The organism is Serratia sp. PL7, from assembly GCF_945957435.1.
On the sequence record NZ_CAMFLB010000001.1, the window covers coordinates 753,302 to 771,609 of the forward strand.

Annotated in this window: 17 protein-coding genes; 14 read left to right on the forward strand and 3 right to left on the reverse strand. The window is 63.3% G+C overall.

The genetic code is table 11. The features are described from left to right. Nucleotides 1-76 precede the first annotated feature (76 nt). From N6G83_RS03535 to N6G83_RS03600, 14 genes are all read left to right on the forward strand, one after another. The gene (locus N6G83_RS03535) at nucleotides 77-3,838 is read left to right on the forward strand and encodes a nitrate reductase subunit alpha (RefSeq protein ID WP_060433303.1); all 3,762 of its coding nucleotides are present in this window, start codon (nucleotides 77-79) and stop codon (nucleotides 3,836-3,838) included. Beyond that, a complete protein-coding gene (gene narH / locus N6G83_RS03540; RefSeq protein ID WP_025303201.1) occupies nucleotides 3,835-5,379 on the forward strand; it encodes a nitrate reductase subunit beta in 1,545 nt (514 codons plus the stop codon). Before N6G83_RS03535 ends, narH begins: the two co-directional genes overlap by 4 nt. Further along, nucleotides 5,376-6,098, forward strand: a complete 723-nt coding sequence (narJ, locus tag N6G83_RS03545) for a nitrate reductase molybdenum cofactor assembly chaperone (RefSeq protein WP_142590290.1) — start codon at nucleotides 5,376-5,378, stop codon at nucleotides 6,096-6,098. Before narH ends, narJ begins: the two co-directional genes overlap by 4 nt. Before the next feature lie 2 nt (nucleotides 6,099-6,100). Further along, nucleotides 6,101-6,778 carry a respiratory nitrate reductase subunit gamma gene (narI, locus tag N6G83_RS03550; RefSeq protein ID WP_025303199.1) on the forward strand — a complete coding sequence of 226 codons (678 nt, stop codon included), beginning with the start codon at nucleotides 6,101-6,103 and terminating at the stop codon, nucleotides 6,776-6,778. A gap of 273 nt (nucleotides 6,779-7,051) precedes the next feature. Then, complete coding sequence (locus N6G83_RS03555; RefSeq protein ID WP_142590291.1) at nucleotides 7,052-8,059, forward strand: 3-oxoacyl-[acyl-carrier-protein] synthase III C-terminal domain-containing protein; 1,008 nt, start codon at nucleotides 7,052-7,054, stop codon at nucleotides 8,057-8,059. Further along, on the forward strand, nucleotides 8,056-9,072 hold the full coding sequence (locus N6G83_RS03560; protein WP_142590292.1) for an NAD-dependent epimerase/dehydratase family protein: 1,017 nt from the start codon (nucleotides 8,056-8,058) through the stop codon (nucleotides 9,070-9,072). Before N6G83_RS03555 ends, N6G83_RS03560 begins: the two co-directional genes overlap by 4 nt. Next, on the forward strand, nucleotides 9,065-9,871 hold the full coding sequence (locus N6G83_RS03565; protein WP_043138513.1) for an MBL fold metallo-hydrolase: 807 nt from the start codon (nucleotides 9,065-9,067) through the stop codon (nucleotides 9,869-9,871). Before N6G83_RS03560 ends, N6G83_RS03565 begins: the two co-directional genes overlap by 8 nt. Next, a complete protein-coding gene (locus N6G83_RS03570) occupies nucleotides 9,868-11,154 on the forward strand; it encodes a F390 synthetase-related protein (RefSeq protein WP_142590293.1) in 1,287 nt (428 codons plus the stop codon). Before N6G83_RS03565 ends, N6G83_RS03570 begins: the two co-directional genes overlap by 4 nt. Then, nucleotides 11,151-11,768 carry a phosphatase PAP2 family protein gene (locus N6G83_RS03575; protein WP_142590294.1) on the forward strand — a complete coding sequence of 206 codons (618 nt, stop codon included), beginning with the start codon at nucleotides 11,151-11,153 and terminating at the stop codon, nucleotides 11,766-11,768. The genes N6G83_RS03570 and N6G83_RS03575 overlap by 4 nt, the downstream gene beginning before the upstream one ends. Then, entirely contained in the window at nucleotides 11,765-12,898 is a 1,134-nt protein-coding gene (locus N6G83_RS03580) for a sterol desaturase family protein (protein WP_142590295.1), read from the forward strand. Before N6G83_RS03575 ends, N6G83_RS03580 begins: the two co-directional genes overlap by 4 nt. Then, nucleotides 12,891-13,973: a fatty acid desaturase family protein gene (locus tag N6G83_RS03585; protein ID WP_025303192.1), complete on the forward strand. Its 1,083-nt coding sequence runs from the start codon at nucleotides 12,891-12,893 to the stop codon at nucleotides 13,971-13,973. Before N6G83_RS03580 ends, N6G83_RS03585 begins: the two co-directional genes overlap by 8 nt. Then, complete coding sequence (locus N6G83_RS03590) at nucleotides 13,970-15,055, forward strand: acyl-CoA desaturase (RefSeq protein WP_043138502.1); 1,086 nt, start codon at nucleotides 13,970-13,972, stop codon at nucleotides 15,053-15,055. The genes N6G83_RS03585 and N6G83_RS03590 overlap by 4 nt, the downstream gene beginning before the upstream one ends. Before the next feature lie 106 nt (nucleotides 15,056-15,161). Continuing rightward, the gene (locus N6G83_RS03595; protein WP_025303190.1) at nucleotides 15,162-15,386 is read left to right on the forward strand and encodes a hypothetical protein; all 225 of its coding nucleotides are present in this window, start codon (nucleotides 15,162-15,164) and stop codon (nucleotides 15,384-15,386) included. Continuing rightward, nucleotides 15,383-15,649, forward strand: a complete 267-nt coding sequence (locus N6G83_RS03600; RefSeq protein WP_033643416.1) for a hypothetical protein — start codon at nucleotides 15,383-15,385, stop codon at nucleotides 15,647-15,649. The genes N6G83_RS03595 and N6G83_RS03600 overlap by 4 nt, the downstream gene beginning before the upstream one ends. Before the next feature lie 9 nt (nucleotides 15,650-15,658). Here N6G83_RS03600 and N6G83_RS03605 read toward each other — a convergent pair whose 3' ends face one another. The 3 genes from N6G83_RS03605 to N6G83_RS03615 are packed head-to-tail and all read right to left on the reverse strand — an operon-like array spanning nucleotide 15,659 to nucleotide 18,236. Then, on the reverse strand, nucleotides 15,659-15,811 hold the full coding sequence (locus N6G83_RS03605) for a DUF2474 domain-containing protein (RefSeq protein ID WP_071605360.1): 153 nt from the start codon (nucleotides 15,809-15,811) through the stop codon (nucleotides 15,659-15,661). Between the two features lie 14 nt (nucleotides 15,812-15,825). Then, nucleotides 15,826-16,833: a cytochrome d ubiquinol oxidase subunit II gene (gene cydB / locus N6G83_RS03610; protein WP_025303188.1), complete on the reverse strand. Its 1,008-nt coding sequence runs from the start codon at nucleotides 16,831-16,833 to the stop codon at nucleotides 15,826-15,828. 2 nt (nucleotides 16,834-16,835) lie between these two features. Further along, nucleotides 16,836-18,236, reverse strand: coding sequence for a cytochrome ubiquinol oxidase subunit I (locus N6G83_RS03615; protein ID WP_260514720.1), 1,401 nt, complete (start codon nucleotides 18,234-18,236; stop codon nucleotides 16,836-16,838). Nucleotides 18,237-18,308 lie beyond the last annotated feature (72 nt).

Sequence of the window (18,308 nt, forward strand, 5' to 3'; positions counted from 1 at the left end):
CGGTTGGCCGTCAGTAGGCTGGCGGCAGATTGAGCATGTCTTCTTATAACGACAAGAGCCTTCAGGAGCATTCCGGATGAGCAAATTTTTAGACCGTTTCCGCTATTTCAAGCAGTTGGCGGAGCCTTTTTCTGGCGATCACGGCCAGACCTTGAACACCAACCGCGACTGGGAAGACGGCTACCGCAGCCGTTGGCAACACGACAAAGTGGTGCGTTCCACCCACGGCGTGAACTGTACCGGTTCCTGCAGTTGGAAGATCTACGTGAAGAATGGTCTGGTGACCTGGGAAACCCAGCAAACCGACTATCCGCGCACCCGTCCCGATCTGCCTAACCATGAACCGCGCGGCTGCCCGCGCGGCGCCAGCTACTCCTGGTACCTGTACAGCGCCAACCGGCTGAAATACCCGCTGATGCGCAAGCGTCTGCTCAAACTGTGGCGCGAAGCGAAAGCGCAGCACAGCGATCCGGTCGCGGCCTGGGGCTCTATCGTCGGCGATGCGGAAAAAGCCAAAAGCTACAAGGTGGCGCGCGGCCGCGGCGGTTTCGTCCGCTCCAGCTGGCAAGAGGTCAATGAACTGATCGCCGCCGCCAACGTCTATACCGCCAAAACCTTCGGCCCGGACCGCATTATCGGCTTCTCGCCGATCCCGGCGATGTCGATGGTGTCCTACGCCGCCGGCGCCCGCTACCTGTCGCTGATCGGCGGCGCCTGCCTGAGCTTCTACGATTGGTACTGCGATCTGCCGCCGGCCTCGCCGATGACCTGGGGCGAGCAGACCGACGTGCCGGAATCCGCCGACTGGTACAACTCCTCCTACATTATCGCCTGGGGCTCCAACGTGCCGCAGACGCGTACCCCGGACGCCCACTTCTTTACCGAAGTGCGTTACAAGGGCACCAAAACCGTGGCGGTGACGCCGGACTATGCCGAAGTCGCCAAGCTGTGCGACCACTGGCTGAATCCGAAGCAGGGCACCGACAGCGCGATGGCGCTGGCGATGGGCCACGTAATGCTGAAAGAGTTCCATCTCGACCGCGAAGTTGGCTACTTCCGCGACTATGTGCGCCGCTATACCGACATGCCGATGCTGGTGCTGCTGGAGCCGCGTGAAGGCGGCCACTACGCCGCCGGCCGCCTGCTGCGCGCCGCCGATCTGGTGGACGGATTGGGCCAGGAAAACAACCCTGAGTGGAAAACCGTCGCCATCGACAGCCACAGCGGCGATCTGGTGGCGCCGCAGGGTTCCATCGGTTTCCGCTGGGGCGAGAAGGGCAAGTGGAACCTGGAACAGCGCGAGGGCAAATCGCAACAGGAAGTCGAGCTGCAGCTCAGCCTGTTGGGCATGCATGACGACGTCGCCGAGGTGGGCTTCCCGTACTTCGGCGGCGCCGACAGCGAGCATTTCAACAGCGTGGCGCTGGACGAGATCCTGCTGCACAAGCTGCCGGTGAAACGCCTGCGGCTGGCGGACGGCAGCGAAGCGCTGGTGACCAGCGTGTATGACCTGACGCTGGCCAATTACGGCCTGGAACGCGGGCTGGACGACGCCAACTGCGCCGCCGACTATGACGAGGTCAAGGCCTACAGCCCGGCCTGGGCCGAACAGATCACCGGCGTGTCGCGCCACAACATCATCCGCATTGCCCGCGAGTTCGCGGAAAACGCCGAGAAGACCCACGGCCGTTCGATGATCATCGTCGGCGCCGGTGTCAACCACTGGTATCACATGGACATGACCTACCGCGGCCTGATCAATATGCTGATCTTCTGCGGTTGCGTCGGCCAGAGCGGCGGCGGCTGGGCGCACTACGTCGGCCAGGAAAAACTGCGGCCGCAAACCGGCTGGCTGCCGCTGGCGTTTGGCCTCGACTGGCAGCGCCCGCCGCGCCACATGAACAGCACCTCGTTCTTCTACAACCATTCCAGCCAATGGCGCTATGAAACTGTCGGCACCGACGAGCTGCTGTCGCCGCTGGCGGACAAGTCGCGCTTCGGCGGCAGCCTGATCGACTTCAACGTGCGCGCCGAGCGCATGGGCTGGCTGCCGTCGGCGCCGCAGTTGGGCACCAACCCGCTGCGCCTGGCGGAGCAGGCCCGCGCCGCCGGCCAGTCACCGGTCGAGTTCACCGTCGACGGCCTGAAAAACGGCACGCTGGGCTTCGCCGCCGAGCAGCCGGACAATCCGCAGAACTTCCCGCGCAACCTGTTCGTCTGGCGCTCCAACCTGCTGGGGTCTTCCGGCAAGGGCCATGAGTACATGCTCAAATACCTGTTGGGCACCGAAAACGGCATCCAGGGGAAAGATCTCGGCCAGCAGGGCGGCGTGAAGCCACAGGAAGTGGAATGGCGCGAGCAGGGCGGCGAAGGCAAGCTGGATCTGGTGGTGACGCTCGATTTCCGCATGTCGAGCACCTGCCTGTACTCCGACGTGGTGCTGCCGACCGCCACCTGGTACGAAAAAGACGATATGAACACCTCCGACATGCACCCGTTCATCCATCCGCTGTCGGCGGCGGTCGATCCGGCCTGGGATTCGAAGAGCGACTGGGAGATTTACAAGGGCATCGCCAAGGCCTTCTCCGAAGTGTGCGTCGGCCATCTGGGCCAGGAAACCGACGTGGTGACCTTGCCTATCCAGCACGACTCCGCCGCCGAACTGGCACAGCCTTACGGCGTGCAGGACTGGAAGAAAGGCGAATGCGATCTGATCCCCGGCAAAACCGCGCCGCACATCATCGCGGTGGAACGCGATTACCCGGCCACCTACGAGCGCTTCACCTCGCTGGGGCCGCTGCTGGACAAACTGGGCAACGGCGGCAAGGGCATCAGCTGGAACACCCAAACCGAGGTCGACTTCCTCAAGCAGCTTAACTACGTCAAGGCCGACGGCCCGGCGGTAGGGCGGCCGAAGATCGAGAGCGCGATTGACGCGGCGGAAGTGATCCTGTCGCTGGCGCCGGAAACCAACGGCCAGGTGGCGGTAAAAGCCTGGGAGGCCCTGAGCAACGTCACCGGCCGCGATCACCGGCATCTGGCGCTGAACAAGGAAGACGAGAAAATTCGCTTCCGCGACATTCAGGCGCAGCCGCGCAAAATTATCTCCAGCCCGACCTGGTCCGGTCTGGAGGATGAACATGTTTCCTATAACGCCTGCTACACCAACGTGCACGAGTTGATCCCGTGGCGCACCCTCAGCGGCCGTCAACAGCTGTATCAGGACCATGAGTGGATGCGCGCCTTCGGTGAAAGCCTGCTGGTATACCGGCCGCCGATCGACACCCGTGCCGCGCAGCCGCTGCTGAACAGCAAGCCGAACGGCAACAAGGAGAAGGCGCTGAACTTCCTGACGCCGCACCAGAAGTGGGGCATTCACTCCACCTACAGCGACAACCTGTTGATGCTGACGCTGTCGCGCGGCGGCCCGATCGTCTGGCTGAGCGAAGACGACGCCAAAGATCTGGGCATCGCGGACAACGACTGGATCGAGGCCTTCAACGCCAACGGCGCGCTGACGGCGCGCGCGGTGGTCAGCCAGCGTATCCCGGCCGGCATGACCATGATGTACCACGCGCAGGAGCGCATCGTGAACCTGCCGGGCTCGGAGATCACCAGCCAACGCGGCGGCATCCACAACTCGGTGACCCGCGCCTGTCCGAAGCCGACCCACATGATCGGCGGCTATGCGCAGTTGGCCTACGGCTTCAACTACTACGGCACCGTCGGCTCCAACCGCGACGAGTTCGTGGTGGTGCGCAAGATGAACCGCATTGATTGGTTGGACGACGAAGGCAACGACTACGCGCAGGGCAGTCAGCAGGAGAACAGCAAATGAAAATTCGTTCGCAAGTCGGCATGGTGTTGAATCTGGACAAGTGCATCGGTTGCCACACCTGTTCGGTCACCTGCAAAAACGTCTGGACCAGCCGTGAAGGTATGGAATACGCCTGGTTCAACAACGTGGAAAGCAAGCCTGGCGTCGGGTATCCGCACGCCTGGGAAGATCAGGAAAAATGGAAGGGCGGCTGGATCCGCAAAATCAACGGCAAGCTGGAGCCGCGCATGGGCAGCCGCGTCGGCGTGTTGGCGAAAATCTTCGCCAACCCGGACGTGCCGGCGCTGGACGACTACTACGAGCCGTTCGATTACGACTACCAGCATCTGCACACCGCCAAACAGGGCAAGCACCAGCCGGTGGCCCGCCCGCGCTCGCTGATTACCGGCCAGCGCATGAACAAGATCGAAAGCGGCCCGAACTGGGAGGAGATCCTCGGCGGGGAATTCGAAAAACGCTCGCAGGACAAGAACTTCGATAACCTGCAGAAGGCGATGTACGGCCAGTTCGAAAACACCTTCATGATGTACCTGCCGCGCCTGTGCGAGCACTGCCTCAACCCGGCCTGCGTCGCCACCTGCCCGAGCGGGGCGATCTACAAACGCGGCGAAGATGGCATCGTGCTGATCGACCAGGACAAGTGCCGCGGCTGGCGCATGTGCCTGACCGGCTGCCCGTACAAGAAAATCTATTTCAACTGGAAAAGCGGCAAGTCCGAGAAGTGCATCTTCTGTTACCCGCGTATCGAAGCCGGGCAGCCGACGGTCTGTTCGGAGACCTGCGTGGGCCGCATCCGCTATCTCGGCGTGCTGCTGTACGACGCCGATCGCATCGAGCAGGCGGCGGCGGTGGAGAACGACAAAGATCTGTATCAGAGCCAGCTCGATATCTTCCTCGATCCGCATGATCCTAAGGTGATTGCTCAGGCGCTGGCGGACGGCGTGCCGCAGGGCGTCATTGAAGCCGCCCAGCAGTCGCCGGTGTACAAAATGGCGATGGACTGGAAGCTGGCGCTGCCGCTGCACCCGGAATACCGCACGCTGCCGATGGTGTGGTACGTGCCGCCGTTGTCGCCGATTCAGTCCGCCGCCGACGCCGGCGAGCTGGCGCACAACGGCGTATTGCCGGACGTCGAGAGCCTGCGCATTCCGGTGCAGTATCTGGCGAATCTGCTGACCGCCGGCGATACCGAACCGGTACTGCTGGCGCTGAAGCGCATGCTGGCGATGCGCCACTACAAACGGGCGGAAACCGTCGACGGCGTGGTGGACACCAGCGCGCTGGAGCAGGTTGGCCTGAGCGAAGCGCAGGCGCAGGAGATGTATCGCTACCTGGCGATCGCCAACTATGAAGATCGCTTTGTGGTGCCGTCGAGCCACCGCGAACTGGCGCGCGAAGCCTTCCCGGAAAGCAAGGGGTGCGGCTTCAGCTTCGGCGACGGCTGCCACGGCAGCGATGGCAAGTTCAATCTGTTCAACAGCCGCCGTATCGACGCCATCGACGTGACCGCGAAAACCGCGCGGCCGGAGGATGCCTCATGATCAGCCTGAAAGTGATCGCCCGCCTGCTGGATTATCCGGAGCAGGTGCTGTTTGACCATCAGCAGGCGCTGATCGAAGCGCTGGAGCCGGCCAGCGAGCTGGATCTGCACCACAGCGCGCAGCTGATTCTGTTTATCCGCCGCCTGTGCGCGCGCCCGTTGCTGGATGCTCAGGCTGACTATTGCGAGCTGTTCGATCGCGGCCGCGCCACCTCGCTGCTGCTGTTTGAGCACGTGCACGGTGAGTCGCGCGATCGCGGCCAGGCGATGGTTGACCTGATGGCGCAGTACCGCACCGCCGGGCTGGAGATCGACAGCCGCGAGCTGCCGGACTTCCTGCCGCTGTACCTGGAGTATTTGGCCAGCCGCAGCGCGGCGCAGGCGCGGGAAGGGCTGCAGGACATCGCGCCGATCCTGGCGCTGCTGGGCGCGCGCTTGCAACAGCGTGAAAGCCCGTACGCGGTGCTGTTCGATCTGCTGCTGGCGCTGTCCGGCAGCGAGGTGCAGGCCCAGGCGCTGGAGACCCAGGTGGCGCAAGAGGCGCGCGACGATACGCCGCAGGCGCTGGATGCGGTGTGGGAAGAGGAGCAGGTCAAGTTTCTCGGCGAACAGGGCTGCGCCTCCGCCCAGCAGACGGCGCACCAGCGGCGCTTCGCCGGCGCGGTGGCGCTACAGTATCTGGATCTGACGGATGCGTTAACCGGAACCAAAGGACGCTAATCATGCAATTTTTGAATCAGTTCTTCTTCGATATCTACCCTTATCTGGCCGGCGCGGTATTCCTGATCGGCAGCTGGTTGCGTTATGACTACGGTCAGTACAGCTGGCGCGCCGGCTCCAGCCAGATGCTGGATAAAAAGGGTATGCGGCTGGCGTCCAACCTGTTCCACATCGGGATTATCGGCATCTTCGCGGGCCACTTCCTCGGCATGCTGACGCCGCACTGGATGTATGAGGCCTTCCTGCCGATCGACGTGAAGCAGAAGCTGGCGATGATCGCCGGCGGCGCCTGCGGCCTGATGACGCTGATCGGCGGCGCGCTGTTGCTGAAGCGCCGGTTGACCAACCCACGGGTGCGCGCCACCAGCAGCTTCGCCGACATCATGATCCTGACGTTGCTGGTGGTGCAGGTGTGTCTGGGGCTGCTGACCATTCCGTTCTCCGCCCAGCATATGGACGGCAGCGAAATGATGAAGCTGGTGGCCTGGGCGCAGGCGGTAGTGACCTTCCACGCCGGCGCCTCTGCGCACCTGGAAGGGGTGGCGATTATCTTCAAACTGCACATGGTGCTGGGCATGACGCTGTTCGTGCTGTTCCCGTTCTGCCGCCTGGTGCATATCTGGAGTGCGCCGGTAGAGTACCTGACCCGCCGTTATCAGCTGGTGCGCAACCGCCGCTGAGCCTGACCCCGCCGCCGCCGATCGCCAGCGGCGGCGCTATTCCGATAATTCCCCCGCCGTCTGCCCATTCTCGCCGCCTTGTCGTAAACTAATTATCTCAGTCATGTTACGCTTATGCTTCCGCCGACGGACGTCGGCCCGTGGTAGCCGATAACAAGAGATACCGCCTTGATGAAAGGCATTTTGGGACATAAAAACCGGGGATGATCCGCGTGGCCTTCGTGCCGTGCGGGAGAATCGCTTTATGGATAGTCAGGTTAATCAATAACAATAATGACCACACAATGTCGCTCACCCGAGCTGTTGCCTCTGAAAATCATTGCCACCGGGGCCGCGTTGCCGCCCAACCGCGTGGCGTCTTCTACGCTTGACGCTCGCCTGGGGAAACCGGCCGGCTACGTTGAAAAACGCTCGGGCATCGTTTGCCGCTATCACGCCGCCGACGATGCCAGCCAGGCCGAACTCGCTGCCGCTGCGCTGCAAGATGCGCTGGCTCGCCACGCCATCCCGGCAGCTTCCATTGACCTGCTGATCTCCGCCTCGGCGATATCGGTGCAGGCGCTGCCATGCACCGCCGCGCACATTCTCAAGGTGGCGGGGCTGGCGGCGGGCACGCCGGGCTTCGACATCAACAGCAGCTGCGTCAGCTTTATCTCTGCGCTGCAGGTAGCGGCGGGGCTGTTGAACGCCGGGACGTATCGGCGTATCGCCATCGTTTCGGCGGATCTCGCTTCACGTGGCATCGACTGGCAGCACGAAGAGTCGTCGCTGATTTTCGGCGATGGTGCCGCCTGTGCCATTGTGGAGCGCGGCACAGGCGCTAGCGGCATCCTCGCCAGCCTGGTGGAAACCTATCCCGCCGGGAGCGAACTGTGCGAGATCCGCGCCGGCGGTACGCGTCGTAACCCGCGCGCCGGCATGTGTGAGCAAGACTTCCTGTTTCATATGCAGGGCAAGCCGCTGTTCCGTCAGGCGTCGGCGCTGATTGAGGGCTACCTCGACCGGCTGCTGAACGCCAGCGGCCTGACCCTGGCCCAGATCGCCACCGTGGTGCCGCATCAGGCCAGCCATCTGTCGCTCGAACATATGCGCAAGCGGCTGCACGTCTCCAGCGAGGCGCTGGTCGACATCTACCGCCATCATGGCAATCAGGTGGCGGCGTCCATCCCGACGGCGCTGCATGCCGCTGCGACCACCGGGCGCTTCAATCCCGGTCAGCCGGTGATGCTGATCGGCACCGCCGCCGGGCTGGCGCTGGCCGGCATGGTGTTGCTGCCATGAGGGTGCTGGTCACCGGGGCGACCAGCGGGCTGGGACGCAACGCGGCGCAGTGGTTGCTGGAGGCCGGACATCAGGTGCGCACCACCGGCCGCGATGAGCGGGCCGGCGCAACGCTGCGCCGGCTGGGCGCCGAGTTTTGCGCGCTCGATCTGGCGCAGGCCACGCCGCAGCAGTGCCGGGAGCTGGTGACCGACTGCGAGTGGGTGTGGCACTGTGCGGCCAAGTCTTCGCCCTGGGGCAGCAAGGCGGAATTTCACCGCATCAACGCCGCGGCGACGGAGAAGCTGGCGGAGGCGGCGGGGCGCTGCGGCGTGCGGCGCTTCGTGCATATCTCCACGCCGGCAATCTACTTCGATTTTCAGCCGCATTACGATCTTGACGAGGGTTACCGCGCCCGGCGCTTCGCCAATCACTATGCCGCCAGCAAGTATGCGGCCGAACAGCGCCTGTTGGCGCAGGCGAAGATCTATCCGCAAACCACCTACATTATGCTGCGGCCGCGCGGCCTGTTTGGCCCGCACGATCGGGTGATCGTGCCGCGGCTGTTGCAGCAGCTCGAACGCGATCGCGGCGTATTGCGATTGCCCGGCGGCGGACAGGCATTGCTGGATCTGACCTTTGCCCCCAATGTGGTGCACGCCATGGAGCTGGCCAGCCGGCAGCGCGGATTGCCGTCCGGCGCCGTGTACAACATCACCAATCACCAACCGCAGCGGCTGGCGGACATGCTGGATGCGCTGCTGCGTCAGGCGCTGGGGCTGAGTTACCGGCTGCAGGCCGTGCCCTATCCGCTGCTGCATTCGCTGGCCGGCGGCATGGAGCTGTGGGCAAGCCTGAGCGGCAAGGAACCGATGCTGACGCGCTACAGCGTGGCGGCGGTGCACTTCGACATGACCCTGAGCCAGACCCGCGCGATCGAAGAACTGGGCTATCGGCCGCGTTACTCGATGGAAGAGGGGATCCGCCTGACCGGCGAGTGGCTGCGGCAGCAAGGAGGCGGACAACATGGCTAAAGTCACCGTTTTTGAAGTGGGCTATTGCACGCATATCGGCTGCATGGCGCTGCGCGGTGCCGGGTTCCGGGTGTGCAAATTCCCGGCGCGCGCCTATCTGCTGGAGGTAGGGGAGCGCCGCTGGCTGTGGGATACCGGCTACGCGCATTATTTTCAGCAGCACACGCAGTCGGGGCTGTTCAGCCTTTACCGCCGCATGACGCCGGTCTATTTCGATCCCGCCGAGTCGTTGGCGCACCAGCTGCGCGAAGCCGGTTACACCGAAGGTGACATCCAGGCGCTGATCGTCTCGCATTTTCACGCGGATCACATCGCCGGGCTGCAGGATTTCAGCCAACTCGACTTTATTTGCTCTGGCGAAGGCTGGCAGCAAACCCGTGGGCTGCGCGGTTTTGCGGCGCTGAAGCGCGCCTTTATTCCCGGCCTGATCCCGGCGGACTTCGAGAGCCGCCTGCAGTTTATGGAGGCTTTTCCCTCGGTGGCGTTGCCCGCGCTGCTGGCGCCGTTCGATCGCGGTTACGTGCTGCCGGGCAGCGAAGGGCAGATCGTGCTGGTGCCGCTGCCGGGGCATGCGGCCGGCCATATCGGCGCCTTTATCCTCACCGATGCCGGTTGGACACTGCTGGCCAGCGACGCCGCCTGGTCGCCGCAGAGCTACCAGACGCTGCGCGGGCCTTCGCGCCTGGCCAATCTGGTGATGGACGACGCGGCGGCGTACACCCGCACGCTGGAGCGGCTCAACCAGTTGTGGGCGGGCGGCCAGGTCAACATTTTGCTGTGTCATGAGGGGGACCTGTGATCCCCTTCATGACCCTTTGGCACTATTTTCGCGCCCGACGCCTGCGCTTTGGCGATCGTGCGGCGCTGGAGGCGTATCAGGCCCGGCAGCTCACGGGCTTTGCCCGCCGGGTGCTGAGCAAGAGCCCCTATTTTCAGTGTTTCAGCCGCCGGCCGTTCGCCGAATGGCCGCAGATGGACAAGGCGCTGATGATGGCGCAGTTCGACCGGATGAATACCGCCGGGCTGCAGCGCGATGCGGTGCTGGCCTGCGCGCAGCGCAGCGAGGCGGATCGCGATTTCACGCCGAAGATCGGGCGCTACAGCGTCGGATTGTCGTCCGGCACCTCCGGGCAGCGCGGCGTGTTTGTCGTCAGCCCGCGCGAACAGCAGGTGTGGGCCGGCGGCATGCTGGCGAAAATGCTGCCGGACGGGCTGTTGGCCGGCGAGCGCGTTGCGCTGTTTCTGCGGGCGGACAATAACCTCTATCACAGCGTGAACAACCGTTGGCTGAGCCTGGCGTTTTACGATCTGCTCGCGCCGTTCAATGCGCATCTGCCCGCCTTGGAACGGCAGGCGCCCAGCATCATCGTGGCGCCGGCGCAGGTGCTGCGCGCCCTGGCGCTGGCGGTGCTGGCCGGGCAGGTGACGCTGCCGGTCAAAAAAGCGATCTCGGTCGCCGAGGTGTTGGAAGAGCAGGATCGCCGCCTGCTGCTGCAGGTGTTTCCGGCGGTTGGCGAAGTGTATCAGGCCACCGAGGGGTTCCTGGCCGCCACCTGCGCGCACGGCACGCTACATCTGAACGAAGAGTTTTTGCATATCGAACCGCAGTGGATCGACGAACTGCGCTTCACGCCGCTGATCACCGACTTTACCCGCAGTACGCAGCCGATCGTGCGCTATCGGCTGGATGATGTATTGGTGCTGCGCCAGGAACCCTGCCCATGCGGGCAATCGACGCGGGCGATTGCGCGTATCGAAGGGCGGCGCGACGATCAGCTGATGTTACCCGATGCGCAGCGGCAACCGCAGGCGGTGTTCGCCGATGCCTGCAGCCGGACGATCGCCAATGCGTTGCCGCTGACCAGCGATTACCGCCTGATCCAGCGCGGCGAGCAGCGGCTGGAGCTGATTGCCGATTGCAGCCAAGCGGAATTGGCGCACTGCCAGGCGCAGCTGATCGCACTGTTCGCCCGTCAGGGCATCGCCACCGAGCGGCTCGAATGGCGGCTGACGACGCAGGCGGTGCTGCCGCAGTTCGATCGCAAGCGGCGGCGCATCGTGCGCCAGGCGGAGGAAGCATGAAAAATACGCTGTTCAGGCTAGGGCACATGTTGCTCGGCTGGGGGACGGTCGGGGTCGTGTATAGCCTGACCGATCGCCTGCAGGGGGCGGGAACCCTGTTGCCGCCGTCGGCGCTTGATCGGGCGATCCCGTTCAACCCGACGGCCATCTGGCTCTACCTGTCGTTCTTCCTCATCGTCCCGGCTGGCTATTTGCTGGCGCCGCTGCGGCGAATCAAATGGCTGACGCTGGCGATGCAGCTGACGGCGCTGGGCGCCGGAGCGGTTTACCTGCTGTGGCCGACCACCATGGCCTATCCGCAGAACGATGGCGTTGGGATCAGCGCGCAGCTGCTGGCGGCGTTAACGCAGGTGGATTCGGCGCAGAACTGCCTGCCGTCGTTGCACATGGCGCTGACGGTGCTGGCGGTGTGGGCGCTGAGCGACGGCGAGCGCAAAATGCGGACGGCGCTGTGGATGCTGTGGGGCGTGGCGATCGCGTTCTCCATTCTGCAGCTGCGCCGTCACTTGTTTGTCGATTTGGCAGGTGGCGCCTTGCTGGCGCTATGCGCCGGTGGGCTGGCGCTGCGTATAAAGGCCCTGCGCAGGCGCGTGGTTAAAGGAGAAATGGGATGAGCGATCTGGCGTTGCCGATAGTGTTCATGCTGTTCATCGTGGTGGCCGAGGCGGTGGCGCTGCAGTGGGGGCGCCGTGAGCCGGTCAACTGGCACGATCTGGTGTTCAACCTGAACTCCGGCCATATCATGCTGTGGCTGTTCCGCGGGCTGGAGATCACCTGCTACGGCTACGTGGCCGCGCATTTCAGCCTGGGGCTGCTGGACGCCTGGCCGCCGCTGCTGATGTGGCTGTTCGCCCTGCTGGCGTGGGACTTCGGTTTCTACTGGCTGCATCGCCTGCACCACCGCTTCCGCGTGCTGTGGGCGGTACACGTGGTGCACCACCAGGGGGAGCACTTCAACCTGTCGCTGGGGGTGCGCAACTCCTGGTATTCGTCGCTGACGTCGATCCCGTTCTTTTTGCTGCTGGCGCTGGCGGGCGTGCCGCTGTCGGTGTTCGTCGCGGTGTCGATTTTTCACTACAGCATTCAGCTGTTTAACCACAATGCGCTGACGCCGAAGCTGGGCGTGCTGGAAAAAATCCTGGTCACGCCAGCGCACCACCGGGTGCACCACATCAAGGACATGGCGTATTCCAATAAGAACTTCGGCGGCAGCTTTATCTTTTGGGACAAGCTGTTCGGCACCTTCTGCCCGGCGTTGCCGACCACGCCGTTCAGCTATGGCGTCAGCGGTGACAGGCCGTCTGCCAACCCGTTCTGGGCGAGTAATCTGCCGTTCCTGCGCTATTTGCGTCTGACATGGCGCCCGGCGCCGGGCCGACCACGCGACCGCCGTTCGGCACTCAGCGTATTCAGCGGCGCCATGCTGTTGTTCACGCTGGTGGTCGGCTACGTCTACCAATACGGCTATGGTTACGGCGACATCAGCTGGCCGCAAATGGCGCTGCTGGTGCTGCTGGCGTTGGGATCGGTAGCGCTGGGCGGCATGACGGAAGGGCGACCGTGGGCGAGCGCCGTCTGGCTGCTGATCGCGCTGGGCATGCCGCTGCTGTTTATCGGCTATCTTGGCTGGCCACAGCGCTATTGGCATATCACCATGGCCGCCGTGGCGCTGCATGCCCTGTGCATCGCGCTGGGCTGGGGGCGAGTGGCCGCATCGGCCGCCGTGGAGGAACCGCATGGCTGAGTCATTGCCGCCGCTGCGTTTTCCCGCCGATGGCGAGCAGGCGTTTCATCGCGATCTCAAGCGCGCGGCGCACGCCTGCCTGGCGGGCGATCATCGCTATGCCGATGCCGCGCGGCTGGTCAAGGCCGCGCTGTTGTTGGTGTTGTGCGCCGGGTTTTACGCGCTCAGCCTGATGCAGCATCAGCCATGGGCGTTTTTCCTTTGCTATTTCCTGTTCGTGACCATGGGTATGCTGCTCAACGTCAACGTCAACCACGATGCTTCGCATAACGCCTTCCTGCGTGCGCCCTGGGCCAATCGCCTGGTGGGGCGGGTGGTGACGCTGCCGCTGGGCGTCGATCCGGACTATTGGCGTACGCGGCACGTGGATTACCACCACGTTTACGCCAACGTGGAGCATTACGATCTGGACACCGAAGAGAACGGCTTTTTCCGCCAGACGCCTTTCCAGCGCTGGCGGCCCCATATGCGCTATCAGCATCTGTACTGGCCGCTGATCGCCGCGCTCTCCTTGCCCTATATCGCCTGGATTTTCGATTGGTCCGATCGGCTCGATAAAACGCCGCTGCGGGAAAAACGCGTGCTGGCGGGGCGCGGCGGTTGGACGCTGTTCGTGCTGTGCAAGCTCGCGCATCTGGCGCTGGTGCTGGTGGTGCCGCTGATCGTGGGCCACTTGCACGGCATCGGCTGGGGCTGGGTGTTGCTGGCTTACGCGCTCAGCCAGATGTGCGCCTCGCTGCTGGTGGTGTTCTTGCTGCTGGGCACCCATTGGGCGCAGGCCGAGTTTTACCCGGCGCCGACGGGCGACAGCATGCCGCAAGGCTGGTATCGGCACAATTTCGCCACCGCCTGCGACTGGCAGCCCGAACCGCGCTGGCTGGAGCATCTGACCGGCGGGCTGAACTATCACCTGACCCATCACCTGTTTCCCGGTTGGAATCACCGCCACTATCCGGCGCTGGCCGCCGCGGTGGCGGAAGTGGCACAGCGGCACGGCATGGCGTACCGCTGCATCGGCTATCGCGAACTGCTGGCGCAGCAACAGCGCTTCTTGCGGCGGATGGGGCAGCCATGAAACCGCTGCGTCCGTTAGCCTATCGGCGCGACGACAACGGGTTGCACCGCGCGCTGATGCAGGCCGCCCAGCATTATCTGGCGGCCAACGGCGATCACCGTTTCGCCGACGGCGGCATGCTGGCGAAGGTCGCGCTGCTGCTGGCGCTGTGCGGCCTGTGTTACGGGTTGAGCCTGCAGCAGCAAAACGGCTGGGCGTTTTTCGCCTGCTATTTCGGTTTTATCTTTATCGGCATGTTCCTGACGGTGAACGTGGTGCACGATGCTTCGCACAACGCGTTTTTCCGTCGGCCCTGGGCCAACCGTTGGCTGAACGCCCTGGTGAGCGTGCCGCTGGGACTGGACCCCGACTGCTGGCGCGTGCGGCACGTGCTGTTCCACCATGCCCATAACAATATCGAACATTACGATCCCGACATCGACGCCAACGGCGTGCTGCGGCAAACGCCGTTCCAGCGCTGGCGCCCCTTTATGCGCGCGCAGCGTTACTATTGGCCGCTGGTGGCGGCGCTGACGTTCCCGTACTACATCTGGTTGTTCGATTGGCTGGACAGGGCGGGCCGCACCCGCGTGGCGGCGCGCATGGCGCAGCAGGGCGTGCGTGGCTGGTGCGGGTTTCTGGCGGGTAAGGCGGCACACCTGCTGCTGGCGCTGGCGATCCCATGCTGGCTGTTGCCGCCGGCTATCGGCATCGGGCAAATTCTGCTGGTCTATTTGCTGAGCCAAATGCTTTCTTCCTTGCTGTTCGTGATGTTGATCATCGGCACCCACTGGGCCAAGGCCAACTTTTATCAGGCGCCAGCGCAGGGCACGATGCCGCACGGCTGGTATCACCACGTGTTCGCCACCACCTTCGACTGGCTGACCCGGCCGCGTTGGCTGGGGTACTGGCTCGGCGGGGCGAACCTGCATTTGACGCATCATCTGTTCCCGCACTGGAGCCACCGCCATTACCCGGCGCTGAGCCGCATCATCGGCGAGGTGGCGCCGCGTTTCGGCATCGACTACCGCCTGCTGGAACTGGAGGAGCTGTTGCGTCTGCAGCAACGCTTCCTCAGCGCGATGGGCCGCAAGCCGCACTAGCGTTGCATGCGGATTGTGCGAGGCGTTACGCAGTTCACTAATTGAACGATATTTGCCCTTCCAGTAGACTTTCCCTCTGTGAATCAACGGCCACAGGAGGTGGACTATGCGCAGCTTGCCGATTCGGTTATCGAACAAAATTGATGATGATCTGAACGATATCGCCCGGCGTCACGGGATGGAAAAAACCGAGGTAATCAAAATGGCGTTTGCACTGATTACCCTTGCCGATAAGTACTGGATGAAACAGGATGGTACTTCTCTTGGCATTGTACGGGAGAAGGGTGAACAGCTTGAAGCGGTGGGGCGGGTCGTGGAGATCTTCCCATGAACATCGAAAGCCGTAATCTGCGCGATGAGGCCAGCCAGGTTTATCTGGAGCAGGTCTTGGTCTTCGACGAAATGGAGCGGCTGCGCCTGGCACGCCAGGTGCTGTGCGGGATATTCGCCGTCAGCGTGGGCGTATTCGCCGCCCACGCGTATTGGGAGAAAAACGAAGCGCTGAATCAGGTGTTCGAGCTGGTGAAGATCGGCGCCTTGCCGCTGGTCACGCTGGTGGTCTCTTTTTACTTTCCCAACAGCGCGTCCAGATAAGGCGCCACGTCAATGCGACTTCATGCCCGCCGCGGTCATCAGCAGGCGGAACAGTGAGGCAACCACGAATAACCCCAGCACGCTGGCGCTCCAGATGATCACCAGCCAACCGATGCGTTTCCACCAGGGCGCCGGAGCGGCGGTTGCCGTTTTATCTTGCATAGCGTCCTCCCTTCTCAATGATAGCCGTGTTCATGGCTGATCTTGCCGCGGAACACGTAGTAGCTCCAGAAGGTGTAGACCAGAATGATTGGGATGATGAACAGCGCGCCCACCAGCATAAAGCCGAGGCTCTGCGGTGGTGCTGCGGCGTCCCACAGGCTGATGGCCGGCGGGATCAGGTGCGGCCAGATGCTGATGCCAAGTCCGCTCAGGCCGAGGAACACCAGCAGCAGCGTCAGCATAAACGGCGAGTAGTGCGCGCCGCGTTTCACTCCGCGTTGAATTCCCCAGGCGCTGAGCAGCACCAGCAGCGGTACCGGCAGCAGCCAGAACAGGTTAGGCAGCGTAAACCAGCGGGCGGCGATTTCCGGATGGGCGATCGGCGTCCAGACACTGACCGCAGCCAGCACCAGCAACAGGATGGCCAGCAGCGGCGTCGCCAGGTGATACATGCGTGCCTGCAGTTCACCGGCGGTTTTCATCACCAGCCAGGTACAGCCGAGCAGGGCATAGGTCACCACCAGCCCCAGCCCGCAGAACAGCGCGAACGGCGTTAGCCAGTCCAGCGCGCCGCCGGCGTAGGTGCGGCCTTCTACCGGGAAGCCGTTGATCACGGCGCCCACCACCACACCCTGGCTGAAGGTGGCGAACAGTGAGCCCCAAATAAACGCCTTGTCCCAGATATGGCGCTTCTCCGGCGTCGCCTTGAAGCGAAACTCGAAGGCCACGCCGCGGAAAATCAGCCCGATCAGCATCAGCGTCAGCGGGATCGCCAGCGCGTCGAGGATGACCGAATAGGCCAGCGGGAAGGCGCCGAACAGTGCGGCGCCGCCCAGCACCAGCCAGGTCTCATTGCCGTCCCACACCGGGGCGACGGTGTTCATCATCAGATCGCGGTCGCCGCTCTCTTTCACCCACGGAAACAGGATGCCGATGCCCAGGTCGAAACCGTCCATCACCACGTACATCATGGTGCTGAACACGATGATGACAAACCAAATCAGCGGAAGATCGATACCCATGTTCAGCTCCTGTCGTCCAGAGTGTCGTTGACCGCGGACAGCGGACGCGCCGGCCGGCCCTCGGTATTGTCTTCTTGGTGTCCATGCGGCTGCGGCCCTTTGCGGATCAGGCGCATCATGTAGGAGTAGCCCACGCCGAATACCGAGCAATAGACAATGATAAACGCCAGCAGGCTGATGCTCATGTGCAGGTCGCCGTGCGCGGAGACCGCATCCTTGGTGCGCAGCAGGCCGTACACCACCCACGGTTGGCGGCCGATCTCGGTGGTGAACCAGCCCGCCAGCAGCGCCAGCAGCCCGGAAGGGCCCATCCACAGAATGAAGTACAGGAACGGACGCGACTGATACAGCCCGCCGCGCCAGCGCAGCCACAGGCTCCACACCCCGGCCAGAATCATCAGCATGCCCAGCCCGACCATGATGCGGAACGACCAGAACACCACGGTGGAGTTGGGGCGATCTTCCGGCGGGAAGGATTTGAGCGCCGGTACCTGTTCGGTCAGGCTGTGCGTCAGGATTAGGCTGCCGAGGTAAGGCACCTCCAGCTTGAAGCGGGTTTCTTCGCGCTGCATGTCCGGCCAACCGACCAGGATCAGCGGCGTGGCTTCGCCCGGCGGATTTTCCCAGTGGCCTTCGATGGCGGCGATCTTCGCCGGCTGGTGTTTCAGCGTATTCAGGCCGTGCGCATCGCCGATCATCGCCTGCACCGGCGCGACGATCAGCGCCATCCACATCGCCATCGACAGCATTTTGCGCATCGCCGGGGTATCGCGGCCGCGCAGCAGATGCCAGGCGGCGGAGGCGCCGACGAAGAACGCCGAGGAGAGGAAGGCGGCGGTGGACATGTGCAGCAGGCGGTACGGGAAGGACGGGTTGAAGATCACCTTCAGCCAGTCGACCGGGACCACCTGGCCGTTGATGATTTCATGCCCCTGCGGGGTCTGCATCCAGCTGTTGGAGGCCAGGATCCAGAAGGTGGAGATCAGTGTGCCGAGCGCGACCATGCAGGTGGCGAAGAAGTGCAGCCCTGGGCCGACGCGGTTCCAGCCGAACAACATCACGCCGAGGAAACCGGCTTCGAGGAAGAAGGCGGTCAGCACTTCATAAGTCAGCAGCGGCCCGGTAATGCTGCCGGCGAACTCGGAGAAGAAGCTCCAGTTGGTGCCGAACTGATAGGCCATCACCAGCCCGGACACCACGCCCATGCCGAAGTTAACGGCGAAAATCTTTGACCAGAAATGGTAAAGCTCACGGTAGGCTTCATTGTGCGTTTTCAACCATAACCCTTCCAGCACCGCCAGATAACTGGCTAAACCGATGGTGATGGCGGGGAAGATGATATGGAAAGACACGGTGAAGGCGAACTGTATTCTGGCGAGTTCCAGTGCATCAAGACCCAGCATGGCGCCTCCTAGGGTTGAACATAAATTAACCTCTTGAGTATAGCTGTCATTTTTATGTGAAAAGCTTGGCGT